Annotated in this window: 17 protein-coding genes and 1 pseudogene; 14 read left to right on the top strand and 4 right to left on the bottom strand. The window is 61.5% G+C overall.

Going from position 1 to position 20,060, the window contains the following annotated elements:
• The 11 genes from GRS80_RS20155 to GRS80_RS20205 all read left to right on the top strand — a co-directional run bounded on the left by GRS80_RS20155 (position 1) and on the right by GRS80_RS20205 (position 11,900).
• Positions 1-1,161 carry a hypothetical protein gene (locus tag GRS80_RS20155; protein ID WP_160049148.1) on the top strand — a complete coding sequence of 387 codons (1,161 nt, stop codon included), beginning with the start codon at positions 1-3 and terminating at the stop codon, positions 1,159-1,161.
• 97 nt (positions 1,162-1,258) lie between these two features.
• A complete protein-coding gene (locus tag GRS80_RS20160) occupies positions 1,259-2,431 on the top strand; it encodes a DUF1343 domain-containing protein (RefSeq protein ID WP_160049149.1) in 1,173 nt (390 codons plus the stop codon).
• A 91-nt stretch (positions 2,432-2,522) separates the two neighbouring features.
• Positions 2,523-4,133, top strand: a complete 1,611-nt coding sequence (locus GRS80_RS20165) for an ABC transporter substrate-binding protein (RefSeq protein ID WP_160049150.1) — start codon at positions 2,523-2,525, stop codon at positions 4,131-4,133.
• Between the two features lie 10 nt (positions 4,134-4,143).
• Positions 4,144-5,088: an ABC transporter permease gene (locus GRS80_RS20170; protein ID WP_160049151.1), complete on the top strand. Its 945-nt coding sequence runs from the start codon at positions 4,144-4,146 to the stop codon at positions 5,086-5,088.
• Positions 5,081-5,998 (top strand): ABC transporter permease, encoded by a 918-nt coding sequence (locus GRS80_RS20175; protein ID WP_149081827.1) that lies wholly within the window; start codon positions 5,081-5,083, stop codon positions 5,996-5,998. The genes GRS80_RS20170 and GRS80_RS20175 overlap by 8 nt, the downstream gene beginning before the upstream one ends.
• Positions 5,995-7,251 carry an ABC transporter ATP-binding protein gene (locus GRS80_RS20180; RefSeq protein WP_160049152.1) on the top strand — a complete coding sequence of 419 codons (1,257 nt, stop codon included), beginning with the start codon at positions 5,995-5,997 and terminating at the stop codon, positions 7,249-7,251. The genes GRS80_RS20175 and GRS80_RS20180 overlap by 4 nt, the downstream gene beginning before the upstream one ends.
• On the top strand, positions 7,248-8,354 hold the full coding sequence (locus GRS80_RS20185; protein ID WP_160049153.1) for an ABC transporter ATP-binding protein: 1,107 nt from the start codon (positions 7,248-7,250) through the stop codon (positions 8,352-8,354). The genes GRS80_RS20180 and GRS80_RS20185 overlap by 4 nt, the downstream gene beginning before the upstream one ends.
• The gene (locus GRS80_RS20190; RefSeq protein ID WP_160049154.1) at positions 8,347-9,429 is read left to right on the top strand and encodes a serine hydrolase domain-containing protein; all 1,083 of its coding nucleotides are present in this window, start codon (positions 8,347-8,349) and stop codon (positions 9,427-9,429) included. The genes GRS80_RS20185 and GRS80_RS20190 overlap by 8 nt, the downstream gene beginning before the upstream one ends.
• Positions 9,426-9,890 carry an N-acetyltransferase gene (locus GRS80_RS20195; RefSeq protein WP_160049155.1) on the top strand — a complete coding sequence of 155 codons (465 nt, stop codon included), beginning with the start codon at positions 9,426-9,428 and terminating at the stop codon, positions 9,888-9,890. The genes GRS80_RS20190 and GRS80_RS20195 overlap by 4 nt, the downstream gene beginning before the upstream one ends.
• Entirely contained in the window at positions 9,880-11,175 is a 1,296-nt protein-coding gene (locus GRS80_RS20200) for an anhydro-N-acetylmuramic acid kinase (RefSeq protein WP_160049156.1), read from the top strand. The genes GRS80_RS20195 and GRS80_RS20200 overlap by 11 nt, the downstream gene beginning before the upstream one ends.
• Complete coding sequence (locus tag GRS80_RS20205; protein WP_160049157.1) at positions 11,172-11,900, top strand: HAD-IB family phosphatase; 729 nt, start codon at positions 11,172-11,174, stop codon at positions 11,898-11,900. The genes GRS80_RS20200 and GRS80_RS20205 overlap by 4 nt, the downstream gene beginning before the upstream one ends.
• A gap of 27 nt (positions 11,901-11,927) precedes the next feature.
• Here GRS80_RS20205 and GRS80_RS20210 read toward each other — a convergent pair whose 3' ends face one another.
• The gene (locus GRS80_RS20210; RefSeq protein ID WP_200840435.1) at positions 11,928-12,686 is read right to left on the bottom strand and encodes a creatininase family protein; all 759 of its coding nucleotides are present in this window, start codon (positions 12,684-12,686) and stop codon (positions 11,928-11,930) included.
• A 133-nt stretch (positions 12,687-12,819) separates the two neighbouring features.
• Between GRS80_RS20210 and GRS80_RS20215 the strand changes: the two genes are divergently transcribed.
• A complete protein-coding gene (locus tag GRS80_RS20215) occupies positions 12,820-13,635 on the top strand; it encodes an SDR family NAD(P)-dependent oxidoreductase (protein WP_160049159.1) in 816 nt (271 codons plus the stop codon).
• A 93-nt stretch (positions 13,636-13,728) separates the two neighbouring features.
• Here the strand turns inward: GRS80_RS20215 and GRS80_RS20220 are convergent, their stop codons facing one another.
• Positions 13,729-14,946: an MFS transporter gene (locus GRS80_RS20220; RefSeq protein ID WP_160049160.1), complete on the bottom strand. Its 1,218-nt coding sequence runs from the start codon at positions 14,944-14,946 to the stop codon at positions 13,729-13,731.
• Positions 14,947-15,251: 305 nt separating this feature from the next.
• Here GRS80_RS20220 and GRS80_RS20225 point away from each other — a divergent pair, with 305 nt between their 5' ends.
• Positions 15,252-16,511 (top strand): RNA-guided endonuclease TnpB family protein, encoded by a 1,260-nt coding sequence (locus GRS80_RS20225; RefSeq protein WP_160049166.1) that lies wholly within the window; start codon positions 15,252-15,254, stop codon positions 16,509-16,511.
• A 993-nt stretch (positions 16,512-17,504) separates the two neighbouring features.
• Positions 17,505-18,470, top strand: coding sequence for a transcription initiation factor IIB (locus GRS80_RS20230; RefSeq protein ID WP_160049161.1), 966 nt, complete (start codon positions 17,505-17,507; stop codon positions 18,468-18,470).
• Positions 18,471-18,539: 69 nt separating this feature from the next.
• On the opposite strand, the pseudogene GRS80_RS20235 reads toward GRS80_RS20230, so the two are convergent.
• Positions 18,540-19,226, bottom strand: a pseudogene (locus GRS80_RS20235) (transposase); the annotation flags it as partial.
• A gap of 56 nt (positions 19,227-19,282) precedes the next feature.
• Positions 19,283-19,687: a TRAM domain-containing protein gene (locus GRS80_RS20240; protein WP_160049162.1), complete on the bottom strand. Its 405-nt coding sequence runs from the start codon at positions 19,685-19,687 to the stop codon at positions 19,283-19,285.
• Positions 19,688-20,060 lie beyond the last annotated feature (373 nt).

The raw sequence follows: 20,060 nt of genomic DNA on the forward strand, positions 1-20,060 counted from the left end.
ATGACGGCCGTCTGGGCGTATCCGTGGGCACTCCGGGAGACGGGATTGGACCGAACCTGCCGGGAGCTCGCCGCTGCGGGCGTCGATCGAATCAACGTCGCGGCTCACTATCATTCGATCAGGACGCTCAATCCGCGCGCCGAATCGAACCCCTTTACCGATTCACCCGGTGGATGCTTCTTCCGTCCGACGGGAGAGCAGTTTCGTGACTCCCCGATCGAGCCACCCGTCTGTGACCTCCCGGGGTCGTCCGATCCCCTCGACGACGTGATCGCGGCTGCAGCCGACGCGGATCTAGAGGTATCCGCCTGGACCGTCTGTCTCCACAGCTCTCGGCTGGCGAGTGAACACCCCGAGTACCGTCCCGTCGGTCCCTTCGGCACCGAACACGAACACGGGCTCTGTCCCAGTGACCCGGCGGTCCAGAGCTACCTGTCGGCGCTCGTCAGCGCGCTCGCGGATCGCGGAGTGAGTCGGATCGACCTCGAGTCGATCGGCTACCCGACGGCGTTTCATCCCCACGGCGAGACCTACGGCCATCTGAAGAACTTCGCCGCGACCGACGACGTGAGCCGGGTCTTGCTCTCGCAGTGTTTCTGTGAGGCCTGTCGGGAGCGAGCCGACGTCGACCTCGAGGCGACTGCACAGTTGGTCCGGGATCTCCTCTCGCGGTCGTTAAACGGTGTCACCGAGCCCCAGGAGACGTCGATAACCGACCTCGTGGACGAACACCTACGTCTCGCAGATCTACTGGCGTTTAGACAGGAGACGATCACCCAGCTCGTCTCGAGTCTCGCTGGGAGTAGCGGCGACGTCCCGTTGAACTACTACGTCGCGGACGGATTGGGGAGGGGTGTCGACGACGGCCGGTGGGCGGGCGTCGATCTCGAACGACTCGCACCGCACCTGGATTCGGTGACGGCGCTGTATTACTCGGACGATACGGCGATGACAGACGGGCGCGTTCGCCGACTTCGGGACCGGACGGGGATCCGAACCGAGGCGGGGATCACGGTCGATCCGTCCCTCTGGGCCGACGAGTCGGAGTGGATGGAGGCGGTCGACGCGGTACTCGAGGAGGAGCCGGCGGCCGTCCACGTCTACAACCACTCGTTGATGACCGACCACCACGTCGACTGGCTTCGGCGGGTCGACCCGTGATCGGCGACCGAATCTTTAGCGGGTCGACCCGTGGTCGGCGACCGAACGGCGATAGTAGAAGCGTTTATTTACGATGGTCGTAGACTGATTTAGTAGAATGGTTACACTAGGGATCGAAGCGTTCCTCGATGCGGATCGGGGACGAGTGTCTCCGACGGTCGGGCTCGTCACGAACCCGTCGGGAGTCACGGCCGATCTCGAGTCGACGATCGATCTCTTGAACGGCAGTGACGCCGTCGACCTCGAGGCGCTGTTCGGTCCGACACACGGCATCCGTGGCAACGAACACTCCCAGGACGAGATCACCGAGCATATCGACGAGAAGACGGGGCTTCCGGTGTACGATCTGACGTCCCAGGGCACCGGTCGAAACGGCGGCCCGAACGGAACGACGGTCGAGCAGATCGCGAACCTCGATCGACTGATCTACGACATCCAGGAGGTCGGGACGCGCTTTTCGACGTTCGCCCGCGTCCTCGGACGCGTCCTCGCCGAGGCGGCGAAGGCGGGCACGCCCGTGACGGTGCTGGATCGGCCAAACCCTATCGCACCGTTCGGTCCTGCCGGGACACTCGCAGGACAACCCGGCGGGGCCGCGCTTCCGATCGTCCACGGGATGACGGTCGGGGAACTCGGACGCTACTTCGCAAACGAGATCGCCCTGGACGTGGATCTCACCATCGTCGAGATGGAGGGATGGTCCCGCGACCGGTGGTTCGACGACCTCGAGTTGACGTGGGTTCCGCCGTCTCCGAACATGCCGTCGTTGGATACCGCGCTCGTCTATCCGGGGACGTGTCTCTTCGAGGCGACGACGCTGTCAGAAGGTCGCGGGACCACGAACCCGTTCGAACTGATCGGCGCACCCTGGGTCGACGCGACGGCGTTCGCGGCGATGTTGAACGACATCGATCCCCCCGGGGTGAAGTTCAGACCCGCGTATTTCACCCCCATGTTCTCGAAACACGAGCGATCGGACGTCGAGGGAGTGCAGGTGCACGTTCTCGATCGAGCGGCGTTCGATCCGATCAGGGTCGGAGTTACGATGGTGCTTACCGCATTTTACGAGTACGCCGAGTGCGCCTGGGTCCGAACCAACGGTGGCTATCCGATCGACGGTCTCACGGGCGGGTCCGAACTGCGGACCGCGACGTCGGACGTTCGAAACGGGGCCAATCTCCGGATGACGATCGATCACATCGTCGAAGGGTGGGAACGCGAGGCCGCCCCGTTTCTCGAGGAGAACGCCGAGTATCTGCTCTACGACTAGCGTCTCGCCTCGAGCGGTTCGTTGACGCCCTCGTCTCGATCGCGCTCCTCGGTAGTTTTATATTGATCCAAGACAGTTCGCTACTCGAAGTATGCAACGCGATAGCAATGACGTCGGCATCTCTAGACGTAACGCTCTGCGTGCCGTCTCCGGAGTCGCGGTCGGAACCGCACTCGCAGGGTGTAGTGATGGCGACACGGAGCCACAGGAAGGAATCGGTGGGAACGGCAACGGAAATGGAAACGGCGTAGGGGCCGGTCAGGTTCTCAACGTGACGTTTCCCGACGATCCCGAGAACTTCGATCCGCACCTGACGACGATCAACATGGCTCAGCGGGTCCTCGAGAACGTCGTCGAAGGATTGTTCCGGCTCAACGCCGACCTCGAGCCGGAGCCGTTGCTCGCGACTGACTACGAGATCAGCGACGACGAGACCGAGTACACCATCTCGCTGAAAGAGGGCGTCCAGTTTCACGAACCGATCGGCGGCGAGATGACCGCCGCCGACGTCGTCTATACGTTCGAACGGGTGATGGATCCGGACGTCGGCTCGCCGCGTGCGGAGAATTTCACGCGAGTCGACTCCGTCGAGGCGGTCGACGAGTACACGGTGCGATTCGACCTCGAGGAACCGTTCGCACCGATGCTCACGGCGTTCGCGGAGTCCGTCGAGATCATCCCAGAGGGGGCCGCCGACGAGGTCGACCTCCAGGAACATCCGGTCGGCACGGGCCCGTTCTCGTTCGTCGACTGGACGGTCAATCAGGGCGTCGAGATCGAGGCCTTCGACGACTATCACGTCGACGGCGTTCCCACCCTCGAGAGCGTGGAGTTCGATATCGTCCCCGAGCCAGCGGCCCGACTGACGGCGCTTGAGGTCGGTGATACCCACCTTCTCGAGAGCGTTCCGTTCCAGGACATCGAGGGCGTCTCCGAGAGCAGCGAAACGGAGGTCGCGACCCAGACTGGTCTCTTCAACCAGGGCTACTGGTTCAACGGCGACGAAGCGCCGTTCGACGACGCACGCGTCCGGCGCGCCGTGAGCCACGCGATCGATCGAGACGCGATCATTCAAGGGGTACTCTTTGGCCACGGTGAACCGGTTCATTATCCGATCCCACCCGCCAGCGAGTGGGTGAACACGATCGATCCGGGTCCTGCCCCGTCCCAGGATATCGACCACGCACTCGAGTTACTCGACGACGCGGGTGTCGATCCGGAGTCGGTCGAAACGTCGATCAAGGTCTCCCGTACTCCCGGACCCGGTGCGGACGCGGCGACGCTGATCCAGGGACATCTCTCCGAACTCGGATTCGACGTCGAGGTCGTCGAACTCGACTTCTCGACCTGGCTCGACGAGGTCTGGGTCGACAACGACTACGAGATGGCGATCGGTTCCTGGAGCGGTCGCGTCGATCCCGACGGCTGGTACTACAGACAGTACCACTCGGAGGGTGCCTGGAATCACTGGGCGTACGAAAACGACCGGGTCGACGAACTGCTCGAGGAGGGACGGTCGGAAACTGATCCCGACGCTCGTGCGGATATTTACGGCGAGATCGAATCGATCGTCCAGGAGGAGGTGCCCATGACGTACCTCTACTTCGACGACGAGTCCGTCGGCTACCGAAGCGAAGTCGAGGGATACGAACTCGAGATCGCAAACCTCACCAGCTTCCACAACGTTACTATCGATAACTGACATCTCCCAAATGAAACGCTACGTCGTCAAGCGAATCGCCCAGTACGTTCCCGTCATGTTTGGCGTGACGTTGATCGCCTTTTTGCTGATCAACGTGGCTGGGGGCGATCCGGTCCGGACGATGCTCGGGACGGAAGCGTCCGAGGAACAGGTCCAGATGATCCGTGAAGATCTCGGGCTCGACCAGCCGTTGTACGTGAGATACGTCGATTGGCTGGGCGATGTCCTGACCGGGGATCTGGGCACGTCGATCATGTACGGACAGCCGGTGAGCGACCTCATCGTCCAGACGCTCCCGGTGACGTTCTGGCTGGCCGGTGGGGCTCTCCTCGTCTCGATCTTCATCGGCATTCCGGCCGGAATCGTCTCCGCAACTCGGCGGAACACGAAGTTCGACTCCGGCGCGACCATCGCCGCCTACTCCGGAATCGCGATTCCGAACTTCTTCCTCGGGATCCTCCTGATCCTGGTGTTTGCCGAGTATCTCCGGGTGCTTCCGGCGTCCGGATTCGTTTCGCCGCTTGCGGACCCGATCCAGGGAATCCGACACCTGATCCTCCCGTGGATCGCGCTGGGGACGGCACAGGCGGCGATCGTGATGCGGTACATGCGCTCGAGCCTGCTCGAGGTGATGGACCAGCAATACGTCGAAGTCGCACGATCGAAGGGGCTCGTCCCCGCGTTGATACAGAACAAACACTCGATCATGAACGCGCTCATCCCTACGGTGACGATCATCGGCATCAACCTGGGCTACCTGCTCGGCGGCTCGATCGTCATCGAGGAGATCTTCGCGCTCCCGGGATTCGGACGGCTCGCATTAAACGGCGTCCTGAACCGGGACTTCCTGATCTTACAGGGTGTCTTGTTGGTTACGGCGTTCCTATTTACGACGGTCAACTTCGTCGTCGACATCCTGTACACCTATCTCGATCCGAGGATTCGCTATGAGTGAGACACAGACAACCGCCGACGTCGACAGCGAACCGGCCGAGACATCGGACCAGCAGTCGTTTCTGTCGGTGTTCGCACGAACCGTCCGCAACGACCGACTCGCACTCGTCGGAACGATCGGGCTCGGAATCACCATCTTCGTTGCGGTGTTCGGTCCGTTCGTCCTTCCCCACGACCCGACGGCGACCAATCTGGACCAGATGAATCAGGCGCCGTCGTTCGTCCATCCGTTCGGCACCGATCGGTACGGCCGAGATATCCTCGCGCGGGTGGCACTCGGCGCTCGCACCTCGCTTATCGTCGCGTTCGTCGGGGTCGCCGTCGCGGCCGGGGTCGGCGTCACGCTCGGTGCGATCGCCGGCTACTACGAGGGCCTGCTGGGCGAGGGGATCATGCGCTTTGCCGATACGATCTTCTCGTTCCCGGCACTGTTGCTCGCACTCGCGATGGTCGCGATCATGGGCCAAAACTGGTACAACGTGATCATCGCTGTCGGGGTGGTCTACTGGCCGATCTTCGCCCGGATTACCCGCGGGAGCGTCCTGTCGGTCAAAGATGAGGAGTTCGTTCAGGCCGCCCGATCGATCGGGGAGTCAGATTTCCGGATCATTGGATCGGAGATCCTCCCGAATATTACGGCCCCGATCATCGTCCAGGGGACGATCAGTATGGCCGTCGCCATCTTACTCGAGAGTGCCCTTTCGTTTCTCGGACTCGGCGTTCCCCCACCGGACCCGTCCTGGGGACGTATGCTGGCGGATAGTCGCCAGTTCATGACGCACGCACCGTGGTGGACGATAGCCCCAGGTCTCGCGATCATGTTCACCGTGTTGAATCTCAACTTCGTGGGCGACGCGCTTCGCGACGCCCTCGACCCACACCAAGGAGACGAAATGGAGGCTACCCGATGAGCCACGATCGAAACGTCGAGACGGCGAGAACCGAGACGGAGCGAGATCAGTCGAACCCACCACAGCAGTTACTCGACATCAGCGACCTCTCGGTGACCTTTCCGTCCCAGGAGGGGCCAGTCGAAGCGGTCACGGATGTCTCGCTGTCGATCGAACCCGGAGAGACGGTCGGTCTCGTCGGCGAAAGCGGCAGCGGCAAGTCGGTCACCGCCGCGACGATTCTCGGATTGCTCGAGGAATCGGCCAGAATCGACGGCTCGGTCGAATTCGACGACCAACAGCTGCTCACGAAAACCGACGACGAACTCCGCGAAATCCGCGGCGATCGAATCTCGATGATCTTCCAGGAGACCGGGTCGTCGCTCAACCCCGTCCTTACGGTCGGCGACCAGATCTCCGAGACGATCCGGACCCATCGGTCGATCCCAAACGAGGGAATCAGCCGACTCGAGACGTCCGTACTCGGAAATCTGCTTCGGTCGAAGTCCCACCCGACGAACTACGAGCGGTCCTGGGAGCAGACCGTCGAGTTGTTCGAGCGAGTAGGTATTCCCGCCCCGGAACAGCGCGCACTCGAGTACCCCCACGAGTACTCGGGCGGCATGAAACAGCGTGCGATGATCGCGATGGCGATCAGCTGTCGGCCCGACCTGCTGATCGCGGACGAGCCGACGACGGCACTCGACGTGACCATCGAGGCACAGATTCTGGACCTGATCGACGAAGTGCAAGCCGAGTTCGATACGGCGGTGTTGTTCATCACCCACGACATGGGCGTCGTCAACGAAATTTGTGACCGTGTCGCCGTGATGTACGCCGGTCGAGTCGTCGAGCGGGCGCCGACCGACGAACTGTTCGCACACCCGAAACACCCCTACACGCAGGCGCTCCTCGACAGCATCCCGAGCCTCGAGGGCGGCCAGACGCTCGATCCGCTCGCGGGCCAGGTTCCGGACCCGACCGACAAACCGCCCGGCTGTCCGTTCGGTCCCCGGTGTCCGTCGGCGACGGCCTGCTGTGACGCCCGGTTCCCGCCGGAGTATCCGGTCACGACGGCGGACGAACCACTCCCCGTCCGGGAGGGCGGAGACGACGACGTTCCGTCTCCCCGGCGAAACGATCCGACGGGACACGCCGTCCACTGCGTGCTTTACGGGAACGGCGACGCCCTGGCACCGCGTCGGTCGCCGTCGGAGAGCGGTCGCTCCAACGCCAACCGAGACCGTCCGACGACGGATGGGGGTGAGCCATGAGCGCGAACGATTCACAGGATTCGACGGCCGAATCCGGCGGCGGTACGGAACCGATCCTCGAGGTCCGCGACCTCGAGAAGTACTTCCCAGTGAACGAGGGGGTGCTCGCCTCGCTCGTCGGCGGGACACAGTACGTCAGAGCGGTCGACGGCGTCTCGCTGACGCTCGCCGAGGGGGAGACGTTCGGCCTCGTCGGCGAGAGCGGCTGTGGCAAGTCGACGCTCGCACGAACGTTACTCCGGCTGGAGGAGCCGACGGGCGGATCGATCACCTTCCGTGGGACCGAGTTGACCACCCTGTCGGACCGCGAGTTGCGCCCCTTCCGCTCGGAGATCCAGTTCATCCACCAGGATCCGTCGTCGTCGCTGAACCCGCGAAAACGGATCGGGGACATCCTTCGGCGACCGCTCGAGCTTCACCGCGACCTCGACGAGACGGAGCGGGCGGCGGAGATCCGGTCGCTTCTCGACCGCGTCGGCCTCGATCCCGGGATGCGCCACCGGTATCCCCACGAACTCTCCGGCGGGCAGAAACAACGCGTCGAGATCGCACGGGCGATCAGCGTCAACCCGTCGTTCATCGTCGCGGACGAGCCCACGAGTGCCCTGGACGTCACCGTCCAGGCCCAGATTCTCGAGCTCATCACCGAGATTCAAGAGGAGTACGACCTGACGCTCGTCTTTATCTCTCATGACCTGCGGACCATCCGCTACATCACCGACCGCGTGGGCGTCATGTACCTCGGCGAACTGGTCGAGGTAGCGCCGACCGGGACAATATTCGATGAGCCGGCTCATCCTTACACTCAGTCGCTGCTCTCGGCAGTTCCGGAGATCGGCAGGAGCGAAACCGCACAGATCCGACTCGAGGGACAGCCACCGGACCCGATCGATACGCCGTCCGGCTGTCGATTCCACACCCGGTGCCCGCTCGCCCAGGAGGCGTGTTCGGCGGTCAAGCCCGAACCTGCTTCCGTCTCGCCCGACCATCAGTACCTGTGTCACTTCACCGATCCCGATACGCGGGCCGGCACGATCGGCGACCCGACGGACGCGGCCCCGGATCGGATCGAGGACACCGCCCCGGAGGTGTCGAATGACTGAATCGGCACCGTCCCACAACTCCTATCCGCTCCGACCGGTCCTCGAGCGCGGTCTCGACCGCGGCCTGTACGACGGTGCGGTCGTCCTCGTGGGCTCGAGCGCCGGCGTGGACGGAGAACTCACCGTCGGGGACCGAAACACCGCGGGCGACCCGGTCACGTCGGAGACGGCGTTCGACGTGGCGTCGCTCACGAAGGTGGTCGCGACGACGACGATCGCGGCCCGCCTCGTCGAGGCGGGAACATTGACGCTCTCCTCGACGATGAGCGATCACGTCGACGAACTCCAGGGAACGCCGCGGGGGGAGATCCCGCTTCGTTCCCTGCTGACGCACACCTCCGGCCTCCCGCCGTACAAGGCGTTTCCGTTCGGCTGGGAGTCCAGATCCGCCGTCCTCGAGTCGCTGTTCGACAGTCCGCTCTCGGTACTCGCCGATCCGGGCGAGTGGCACGTCTACAGCGATCTGAACTTCGTCTTCCTCGGGGAGGTCCTCCGCCGCGTGACTGGTGACTCTCTCGCGACGCTCTTCGAGCGCCACGTCACGGAACCGCTCGGACTCGAGGAGACCACGCTCGGGTCGGTTTCGACCGAGAACGTCGCGGCGACGCGCGACCGCCGCTGGGAGGGGCGGGTTCTCGAGGGGGAGCCCCACGATTATCTCGCCCGTGCGATGGAGGGCGAATCGGGGAACGCCGGCGTCTTTTCGACGGGTCGCGATCTGGCGACCGTCGCTCGGATGCTGCTGTGTGGCGGCGAGTTCGAGGGAGATCAGTATCTCTCGCCAGGGATGGTCGAACGGCTTCGAAGCGATGCGCTCGAATCGATGGAGGCGCGACAGGGTCTCGGCTGGAAACTCGGGGACGCCGATACGCCCGGAACGGCGTGGTCGGCGGAGGCCTTCGGCCACACCGGATTCACCGGCACCTCGATGTGGATGGATCCGCGTGCCGACCGATTCGCCGTGGTGCTCACCAACCACGTTCTGGCGATGGATCCGGACGGCTCCCTGGCCTCGTTTCGCCGGCGAGTCCACGACGTCGCCGCTGCGACTGACTCGAGCGCTGATTCCCCATGAGCGCGGACGTTCGACGATACGAGGACGACGACCTCGAGGCGATCAACGAGATTCTGGCGACGACCTCGCCGTGGACGGCCTACGAGGAGCGCTACCGACTCGAGGTGGCAGACGTCGCGGACGACGACCTGCTCGTCGTTGCGACCGTCGACGACACCGTCGCGGGCTTCGCGTGGACCGTTCCGAACGGCGCGTTCGATCGGTCGGGCTATCTCAAACTGATCGGCGTCGCCGAGGACGCACAGGGCCAGGGCATTGGCTCCGCGTTGCTGGACCACGCCGAACGGTTCGTCTCGACGGAGACGACGAGCGACGAGCTGTTCCTGCTCGTCTCGGACTTCAACGAGGCGGCACAGGCGTTCTACCGCCACCGCGGCTACGACCGGGTCGGCCAACTCGAGGGCTACGTACAGCCTGGGATCGACGAATACGTTTTCAGAAAATCACTCCATGACAGCTAACGCAGACGAGACGACGTCACGAGCGCATCGATCGGACGAACACTCCCGTGGGAGCCAGAGTTCGGATGGAGATCCACGAACCGGCCAGCCTCCCGTCAGAACGGACGGCGGGGACGCGCGATACGCCGTCGGGCTCATGTCGGGGACCTCTCTCGACGGGATCGACGCCGCCTGCTGTTCGGTGACGGAGACGGGAACGAACGAGGAGTATCCCTACGAAGTCGCCGTCGAGTCGTTCGTCTCCGAGGAGTATCCGGACGAACTCAGGGCGCGGCTCGTCGAACTCTGTGACGAGGAGACGGGGACCGTCGACGAGGCCTGCCGGCTGAACGTCGGACTCGGATACCTCCTCGCGGACGTCGCGACGCGGGCGATGGACGAGGCGGGAGTCGACCCCGATGACGTCGCGGTCATCGGCAGTCACGGCCAGACGATCTGGCACATCGGGACCCGGGAGTCGCTCCCCGGCGTCGCCACTCCCCGGCGGTCGACCCTCCAGATCGCGGATGGAAGCGTGATCGCGCGGGAGACGGGCGTGACGACCGTATCCGACTTCCGGACGGCCGACGTTGCGGCGGGGGGTCACGGCGCGCCGCTGGCGCCGTATCTGGACGCGACGGCGTTCAGCGACGGGGAACACCACCGTTCGTTGCAGAACGTCGGTGGTATCGGAAACTGTACGCTTCTCCCGCCGTCGCCCGGACGGGACGACGTCCGCGCGTTCGACACCGGGCCAGGAAACATGGTCATCGACGCCGTCGTCGAGATCCTCACGGACGGCGAACGGACCTACGACGTTGACGGGGAGATCGCGGCGCAGGGAACGCCCGACGAGTCGATGATCGATCGATTCATCGAAGACCCCTACTTCGACGAGTCACCGCCGAAGACGACCGGTCGGGAGGACTTCGGCCACGAATACGCTCGCCGGTTTATCGACGCGGGACGCGACCGCGGACTCGAGGATGCGGATCTCGTCGCGACGGCGACGGCGTTTACGGCCGAAACGATCGCCGAGGCCTACGAGCGCTTCGCGGAGCCCTACCCCGACGAGATGTTCGTCTCGGGCGGCGGGGCGTACAACCCCACGTTGATGGCCATGCTGTCCGAGCGCGTGGTGTGTGACGTCCATCGGCTGTCGACGCTCGGGTTCGATCCCGACGCGAAAGAAGCCGCACTGTTCGCACTCATGGGCGTCGCCCGCCTCGACGGTCGACCGAACAACGTCCCCGGGGCGACGGGAGCGGACGAACCGGTCGTGATGGGCAAGGTGAGCCTCCCGTGACGACCCGACCGATCGTCGACTCCCCCGACGTCTCGTTTCCCGAGGCGTCGACGTGGGGTACGAACCCGCGGCCGGAGCTCGCGGTGTTCGACTTCGACGGAACGCTCGTCGACCAGCGCGGCGGCTGGCTCCTCTTACAGGAGCTGTTCGGCACCCGTGAACAGGGGAAGGCTCTGACGGAGCGATACCGCGAGGACGAACTGACGTTCGCCGAGTGGTGTGACGAGAACGCGGCCCTGCTGGACGCCCGCGGCGTCGAGAAAACGCACATCGATCGTGCCGCGTCCGCCGTAAAGCTTACCCGTGGAGCGGGCGGGTTACTCGAGACGATCACGGACGCGAACGTTCCGTTCGGGACGGTCAGCGCCGGTGTGACGAACCTGCAGGACGTGTTGGCGGAATTCGAGCCCGCGTTCGTTCGGGGCAACGAGATTCGCTTCGACGATGCGGGGGCGATCACCGGGGTCGACGCCGGGGTGGGCCCGAACGAGAAAGACGACGTCCTCGAGCGGATCTGTCGCGACCGCGGGATCACCACGACGGACGTCTTCTACGTCGGCGACTCGCATACGGACGAGGAGGCGTTCGAAGTCGCAGGCACGTCGGTGTTGTTCGATCCGGACGATCGGATCGACGACGGCGTCTCCGAGACGGTCGACGCGGTGGTCGATACCAGGGATCTCCGCCTTGTCGAGCGACTGTTCGTTACCGCTGTCGGTCGGTAGTGGGTTGTCGGCGGGTCGAGGTCGAAGTTACCGATTCTGGACGTGGATCGCTTCGAAGAGGTCGGCGATCTCGTCCGTGAGATACTCGAAGAGCACCTCGCCTTTTTCTGCGGAGGCCCGTTCCGGGGCACCGATCGCACCCGATTCGGAGTACTCCTCGAACGGCCGGTAGACACCGAGTGGCCCCGGCTGGACGAGGTCCTCGTCGCCGAGGTCGTACGGTTCGTCGAACGGTTTGGCGTCCATGGCGTCTCGACCGACGAGCGAGGGATCCAGGTGGAACACGAGCGACGTCTCGAACTCACCACCGTGGGCCATGCCGCCGAGGTCGCTGTCTCGAATCTCCTCGACGAGATCGGTCGCGAGGTCGAAGTAGGTGAATCCGAGCACCTGACTGTCCGGATTCGCGTAGCCGACTTCGCTGACGACCGCGCCGACGAGCGCCCGGTTCCCGCCGTGGCCGTTGACGAGGACGACCGCGTCGAACCCGTTCGCCAGACCGGCTTCGACGATGCTCTGCGTGTGGGCGAGAAGCTGATCGAACGCGGCCGTGAGCGTCCCGCCGAGCGATCGGTGATGGGGCGAGTACCCACACCAGATCGGTGGCGTCACGAGTATCGGAACGTCGTCGACGGCGTCGGCGCTCGCCGAGGAGACGGCCGTCGCGAGGATCGTGTCCGTCCCCACCGGAAGGTGATAGCCGTGTTGTTCGACGCTCCCGACGGGAACGACCAACACGGACCCATCCTGGGAGCCGATCGCACGAATGTCGTTCGCTGGCCTCATTGCCCACGATACGGACCGATAGCTCTCGTCGAATCCGAACATACATCGAACTCACCGACAACCCCCATAAGACATTCGACGTGTCGAGCCGACAGGGAAACCTACTTCATGGATCTACGGCAACTGATATCACATGGACGATCGGGTACTCGAGGGACGGACAGCTATCGTCACGGGCGCGGCAAAGGGGATCGGACGGGAGATCGCGACGACGCTCGCGGCGGAGGGTGCTGACGTCGTCGCCGCGGATATAGACGTCGAGAACGCATCGGAGACCGTCTCCCTGATCGAAGAAGGCGGCGGATCGGCGCTGTTCGTCGAGACCGACGTCACGGAGACGGCGTGCGTCCGGTCGATGGTCGACGAGACGATCGCGGTGTTCGGATCGATCGACGTACTCGTGAACAACGCCGGCGGATCGCTCGACGACGACGTCGCCCACGCGGTAGATCCCGAAAGCTGGAAGCAGATCGTCGATCTGAACCTGACCGGACCGTACATCTGTACGCACGAGGTGTTGCCGGCGATGGTCGAGTCGGGTGGCGGCTCGATCGTCTTCGTCTCGTCGGCGAACGCACTCACCGGCATCGGTCTCCCGGCGTATTCGGCCGCGAAAAACGGATTACACGCCTTTTCGCGCCTCGTCGCGACCCAGTACGGACGGTACGGCATCCGATCGAACGCCGTCTGTCCGGGGACGATCGTCACCGACTCCCGACGCGAGCAACGCGCCGCCGACTGGGACGACGAGTTCCGCGAGCAACTCCTCGATCAGTACCCGATGGGGGAGTTCGGGACACCGGAAGACGTCGCGAACGCCGTGCTTTACCTCTCAAGCGACCTTGCACGCTTCGTGAGCGGAACCGAACTCGCGGTCGACGGCGGATTGACCTGTGGACTCGATCAAACCTTCCAGCGAACGCTCTACGACGTCGACCGCCTCGAGTGAGTCCCAGACTGCCCGGATGCCGTGCGTTCTCGGCGTGCTCGCAGGGCACAGCGTTTTCGGTACGTCTACGCTGAGTGTGGCGTCTTGGCACGTCTACGCTGGGCGTAACCGTTGGTACCGCTCGAATGTGAGCCACGAGGTGACGAGCAGACAGCCGACGAGTACGAGGAGAAATCCACCGTAGGCCACTGTGTATCCCAAGTGACCGCCCACGATTCCGACGTAGGCGGGGCCGAGACTTCCGAACGCCATATAGACCGTTCCGACGACGCCGTAGTCCCCTCCCTTGTGCTCCTCGGGAAACGCCGTGATGAGATACGACGACATCGGGGGCCAGAATCCGGTCAGTCCAACGGCGAGAAGCAGTATTCCAACAGCGACGCCGACGGTCGACGAAGAAAATAGAAGCACCGCGAGACCGACGAGACCGCTTCCGATTGCGGTGACGACGGCGGGGAGTGACCCGATGCGGTCGCCACAGTAACCCGAAAGCGGCGTGGCGAGAACGCCGACGGCGAACACCGCGGCGTAGGCCACGTTGCTCGCACTGCGAGAGAGCTCTCGGTCGGCCTCGAGGACGATCGGAAGGAAGCTGATCGTGCCGTTCCAGACGAACATGAACAGGCCCGCGACGACAATCGCCGATCGAAGCCCCGGGGTCAGTGCAATTCGGCGCAGCGTCGGACGAACCTCGAGCGTTGGTTTCTGGATCGTGTGCGGTTCCCTGCTCCAACCGCTGTACAGTACGGTAACGACTGCGAGGCCGATCAGAATCGGCGCGAACGCGTACCGCCAGGTTGCGACCGCGATCGCAACGGCGGCGAACCCGGATGCGAACACGCCGGCCAGGCTCACGGCCGCATCGTTCAACCCGAACGCGCGCCCCCGTTTGCGCTCGAAGACGTCCGAGAGCTGGGCGAACCCTGCGGGGACGTAGATCCCGAGTCCGATTCCGACGAACGACACGCCGAGAAGAAATGTCGGGTATCTCGTGGCAGTGGCGAGAAGACCGTAGCCGACGATCAGCGAGACCAGACCGAGGACGATCGCGGTCGTTCTCGAGAGGTCGTCGGAGATCCGACCCCCTGGATACCGGAATCCCGCCGTACAGGAGGCGAGTACGCTCAGTGCGAATCCCGCCCTCGCCTCGGAAATCGAGAGCGTCGTGATGATCTCGGGGAGCAACGGTGGGAGGACGAGAAAGCCGAGTTGTCCACAAAGCGTTCCGAGAGTAACGACGAGCAGGATTCGGCCGGAGTGGCCGCTCGTAAACGTCTCGTCCGCTCGTTGCTTTGCTGGCGCTTTGCTCACTACCATTTGATTATCGACCACAAACGTTAATCTTCAGATGGAGCACCGTAGCAACCAGTCCGAAACGGGTCAACGGCTCGACGATACACGCCTGATAGAGATACGAGCGCATACCCCCGCCTTCCCGTGAGTGACGAGTGTTCCGACGCTCTGTCGGAACCGAGGAGCGAACAGGCGGGGGTCGAGCGGACACCATAGTGTGGCAAGCACCGTTCTATTGCAGTGCCGGATTTCCCACGGGTTCACTTCCACTCCGGATGGCTGAGCTATATATCGAGCACAACCGAAATGCTCATACGGCGACGATGGGCGAACTCACGAAAACCCTCGAACTGAAGCTTGTAGCCCCCAACGCTCACAAGCGACAGAAACTTCGCGAGACACGCGACGCGTACCAGCGGGCGCTTCAGGCCGCCTTCGCCGCTGGCTGTGACACACAGTCAGCGGCCAACGACGTGGTTGTCGAGTACGACCTGAGCGGCTACGCGAAAAACGCCCTCAAGAAGTACGTCCCACAACTCTGTGGGAACAGCTACGACGCCAACGAGCTTCACGACGACCATCCGGTTCGGTTCACCAACGAGGGACTGCAACTTGACCATCAGCCACAGAACGCTATCGAGTGGTACGTCAAAGTCCCGCACCACGAAGATTACCACCTCTGGATTCCGGCATGCGCCAATCCCGAACAGCGGGATTGGCTCGAAGCGTTGTACGCAGACGCCGCCGAGATGGGTGAGAGTCGGCTGTTCGAGCGGGACGGAACGTGGTATCTCCATATCACCGCCACCCGCGACGTAGAGGACCAATCTGCGGCGTCCGACAACGAACAGACGCCGATTGGTGTAGACATCGGAGAAGCGAGTCTCGTCACGGTGTGTCACCGCGACGAGAGCGGTTCTCCTGTTCGCCCCCGACTGTGGACCGACGACGGTAAGACCGTTCGTCGGCTCCGCAAAACCTACTTCACCGCCAAGAGACGCCTTCAGAAGCGCGGCAGTGAGCGGATCGTAGAGTCCTACGGTGACGCACTGTGGGACCAGATTGACGATGTGTTCCACCGTGTAACCCGCGAGGTCGTGGAGTACGCCGAGTCTGTCGAGAATCCAGTGTTGGTACTGGAAGACCTGACGTACATCCGCGAGAACATGGACTACGGCGAGTACATGAATCGGCGGTTGCACGGGTGGGGATTTGCCAAGCTCCACGCACAGATTCGCTACAAAGCCGCCGAGAAGGGGATTCCCGTCGAGACGGTGAATCCCCGGAACACGTCGAAGGCGTGCCACGCTTGCGATGAACACGGCTACCGGCCACGACAGGCGACGTTCAGATGCTCGAACGGCGGCTGTTGGGTCACAGAATATCAGGCCGACGTGAACGGGGCGATAAACATTGCAGACCGCTACCGTAGTGGAGAGAGTCACCGCCGAAGCGACCGAGTTTCCCGGCAGAAGGCCGGTGACGATGACTCGGCTACGGATGGGGCCTCTTTGACCGGGCCACAAGACAGCCACACCGATGCTGAAGCCCAGCAGAAGACGTGTGGAACGTATGCGTCTTGAAACCAACAGGCCACAACGCTGGGCCTGAAATCACATGGTGGGATTCCCGCGTCTTCAGGCGCGGGAGGAGGTCAAGAGAAGGCCGATGCGGTATCACCCCGTCGTGAACAGTTGGTTTCCGTGTATATCCCCGATATGCCCAAATGCTTGTCATCGAACATATAATAATGACTTCAGCATCGCTACTGAGAATTATTTGTATATTTATGTGTCTGTTCGTGATGTGTTATAGTAATGTTGTAATTATACAAGATTCACTGTCATCTGTCGCCTACTCATCGATGAGTTGTGGAGCGGTTGACCCACACCTTTAGTGTATGAAATCACTTTCCTAGCAGTGCTGTCCGAATAGTCGAGTTGACGCTCGATCGTAATCAAAAGATGGCAATCAGATACTCGGGGTAATCGGGAAACTCAGCTTCCAAGAAAGTGCCACTCCATGCAAATATTACGACGTCGAAAAACAATTGTGAGTTGAGGCTAATTGTAGTATACACACAATATTAAAACCTGTTAAAACTAACAACTTTTTATTATTCTTGACATCACAATAGCTTCGCCATTGACGAGTTCGTCACATCATTACTTAGCTTTGCACGTAGTGTGAATGACGTATCTATCGCTCAAACAGCTACGAGAGGGTGTCTGCTGACTGATTTTCCCGATGCACGGAATGTTGAATTGATCACTACCCGAGGGAACTGCTCGCATTTTCGCATCGATAGGTGCACCGTCAACGTGGTCGGGTGCGAGACCAGCATCGGCATACCTGTTCAGCAGCGACTCTTCTACCGATCTGTCGACTCAAATTATAGGATATCCAACGTGGAAAGCCGAGATTGGTTCCTGATCGCCCACTACCCACCGCTCCACCCACCTTCCACGTTCCGGGCTGTTCACGGCCGACGAGCGTTTCGCTGTCGGCCTTTCGCACAATTCTCGTCTCACTGTCGTACCCAGCGCTTAACCCGATAGGGCGATTTACTTTAGTTGATGGAACGCCTTCCCCGCCAGAAAGAGCGCGATACTGAAACAGAGCACGAAACCACTGGACAGGAGGGCGTTCGAAGCTGTCCTGAATGTGAGTCAACGACGCTCACGAGAAGTGCAGATGGGAGTGAAATTAGCTGTGAGGACTGTGGACTGATTTTAGAAGAGGAGACGATCGATCGAGGACCGGAATGGCGGGCGTTCAACGCGGCTGAACGTGACTCTAAATCACGCGTTGGTGCACCGACGACGCAGACGATGCACGATAAGGGACTGACGACGACGATCGACTGGAAGAATCAGGACGCCTACGGACGGTCTCTCTCCTCGGAGAAACGCAGTCAAATGAACCGACTGCGGAAATGGCAAGAGCGAATCCGAACAAAGGACGCTGGCGAGCGAAACCTCCAGTTTGCGCTCTCTGAGACCGATCGGATGGCCTCTGCTCTGGGCGTTCCCCGCTCTGTCCGGGAGGTTGCAAGCGTCCTCTATCGACGTGCACTCGAGGAGGATCTCATTCGGGGACGCTCGATCGAAGGTGTGGCCACGAGCACGTTGTACGCAGCCTGCCGGATGGAAGGAATCCCACGATCCTTAGATGAGATTGCAGCCGTCTCACGGGTTGACCGAATGGAGATCGGTCGCACGTATCGATACATCTCGAAGGAACTGGGTCTCGAGATGCAGCCCGTCGATCCAAAAAAATACGTCCCCCGCTTTTGCTCTGAACTCGAACTTCCCGACGAAGTACAATCGAAGGCCAACGAAATCATCGATACGACTGCCGAGAAAGGGATGTTATCGGGGAAATCGCCAACAGGGTATGCCGCAGCTGCCATCTATGCTGGTGCACTTCTTTGTAACAAGAAAAAGACTCAGCGTGAAGTCGCTGACGTCGCGCAGGTAACTGAAGTCACGATTCGAAATCGGTATCAAGAGCAAATCGCCGCGATGGGTATTCACGAGTGAACTACCCCTGCCTACTCAGCCGCTGACGCGGCTTCCTTGAGGCAGGGGCTTCCTGTTTCAACGACGTTGTCAGACTGCGTCTGACAGCCTGTCGAGGGAACCTCGACAAACGCAACTTGCAGACACTGAAACAGAGTCCACAGCGTCCACGAGAACGGAGTTCTCGTGCGGCCCATCAGAACCTTCGGTTCTGAGGACGGTCGCAGTCTTTACAGGCGTTCGAAAATCGCTCAGCGATTTTCGCAGCCCATCAGAATCTTTCGATTCTAAGGACGTTGCTTCGGAGTGAACCACTCCTAGTTTCGACAATCCACGTGACTTCACGTTCAACGCTGCGTTCCAATCCCGATCAGTCTCGAACCCGCAGGAAGGACACGAGTGTTCCCGAATCCATAACGGTTTGTCGGTTTCCGCCCCACACGACGCGCACTCTTTCGTTGTACCTCTCGGATTGACCTCAACGTAGTGCGTGCCGTGCTTGTCACAGTGGTGTTCGAGAATCGCTCTGAACTCACTTCAACCCACTTCGGCCTTGTTCCGCGCGTTATCATCTAATTCCAGCATCGACTTCACATCGAGGTTCTCGACAAACACGGCATCGTACTCCGTCGCGTAGAAGTGCGTGAGCTTGTGCTTGTAATCGTGGTTCTTGTTCGACATCCGAGCGTGAACCTCGGCAAGGCGACGGCGCTGTTTCTCCCAGTTGTTCGACTCGTACTGTTTGCGAGAGAGCGAGCGTTGCTCCGTTCGCTCCTTGAGGACGGGGGCTTAGCACCCTCTACTTCAGCTAACTTAGGCGATTGCGATCTGGTTCACAGGTAGTAGTCCTCTCGTTCGACAACTTCACCGAAGCCGACGGTTTCTTTCACATCAGTGATTTCGATGGTCACCCGTTCTCCTTTCTCTGTCTCGGGGACGATGATCACATACCCTCGTTCGACGCGAGCAATACCATCTCCTTGCTCCCCGATACCTTCGATATCCACAGTGCGGTTTTCGCCTTCCTCAACAGGTGGCTCTGGACCCTCCACCGCTCGTCTCTGAGTACTGTCCTCTGTCGATGTGGGTGCTGTTCCAAGTAGTGCGACGCGGTACTTTTCGCCCTCTTGGAGGTTTCCAGTTTCAATTTCGCGGTCGGGAATTTCGAGAATGTAAGAATCGCGCTCTTCGATCACACGAGCACTGAACAGACATCGCAGGTTGTCGGGAATCTCCATCAGTATCGCTCCTTCTCAAAGAGCTATTTGGATAACCTCTTGAGACCATCGATAACAGACGTTCTCGATTGGGTCACGTCTCTGTTCCAGATGGTGATCACCGACGCGCTCGAGCCAGCGTTGACTTTGGCCGGACACAGGATCCATTCTTCGATCATCTGTTTCCAGATGTCCACGATCAGATGGATCTTTCTTCTCTCGATGAGGGAGATGGCGCCCCAGCAGCGTCAGATTCCCCGAGTGAGGACGTTGATGAGCCGGGAGAGTTTTTTCACCGATAGCCCGTTGCACGATTTCGAAATTAGCTCCGACCTATCGCGGTGTAGTCACTAGCGTCTAAATAGTCACTTTAACTAGACTAGAAGTCGGATCG

The organism is Natrialba sp. INN-245 (assembly GCF_009807105.1).
GTDB lineage: Archaea > Halobacteriota > Halobacteria > Halobacteriales > Natrialbaceae > Natrarchaeobius > Natrarchaeobius swarupiae.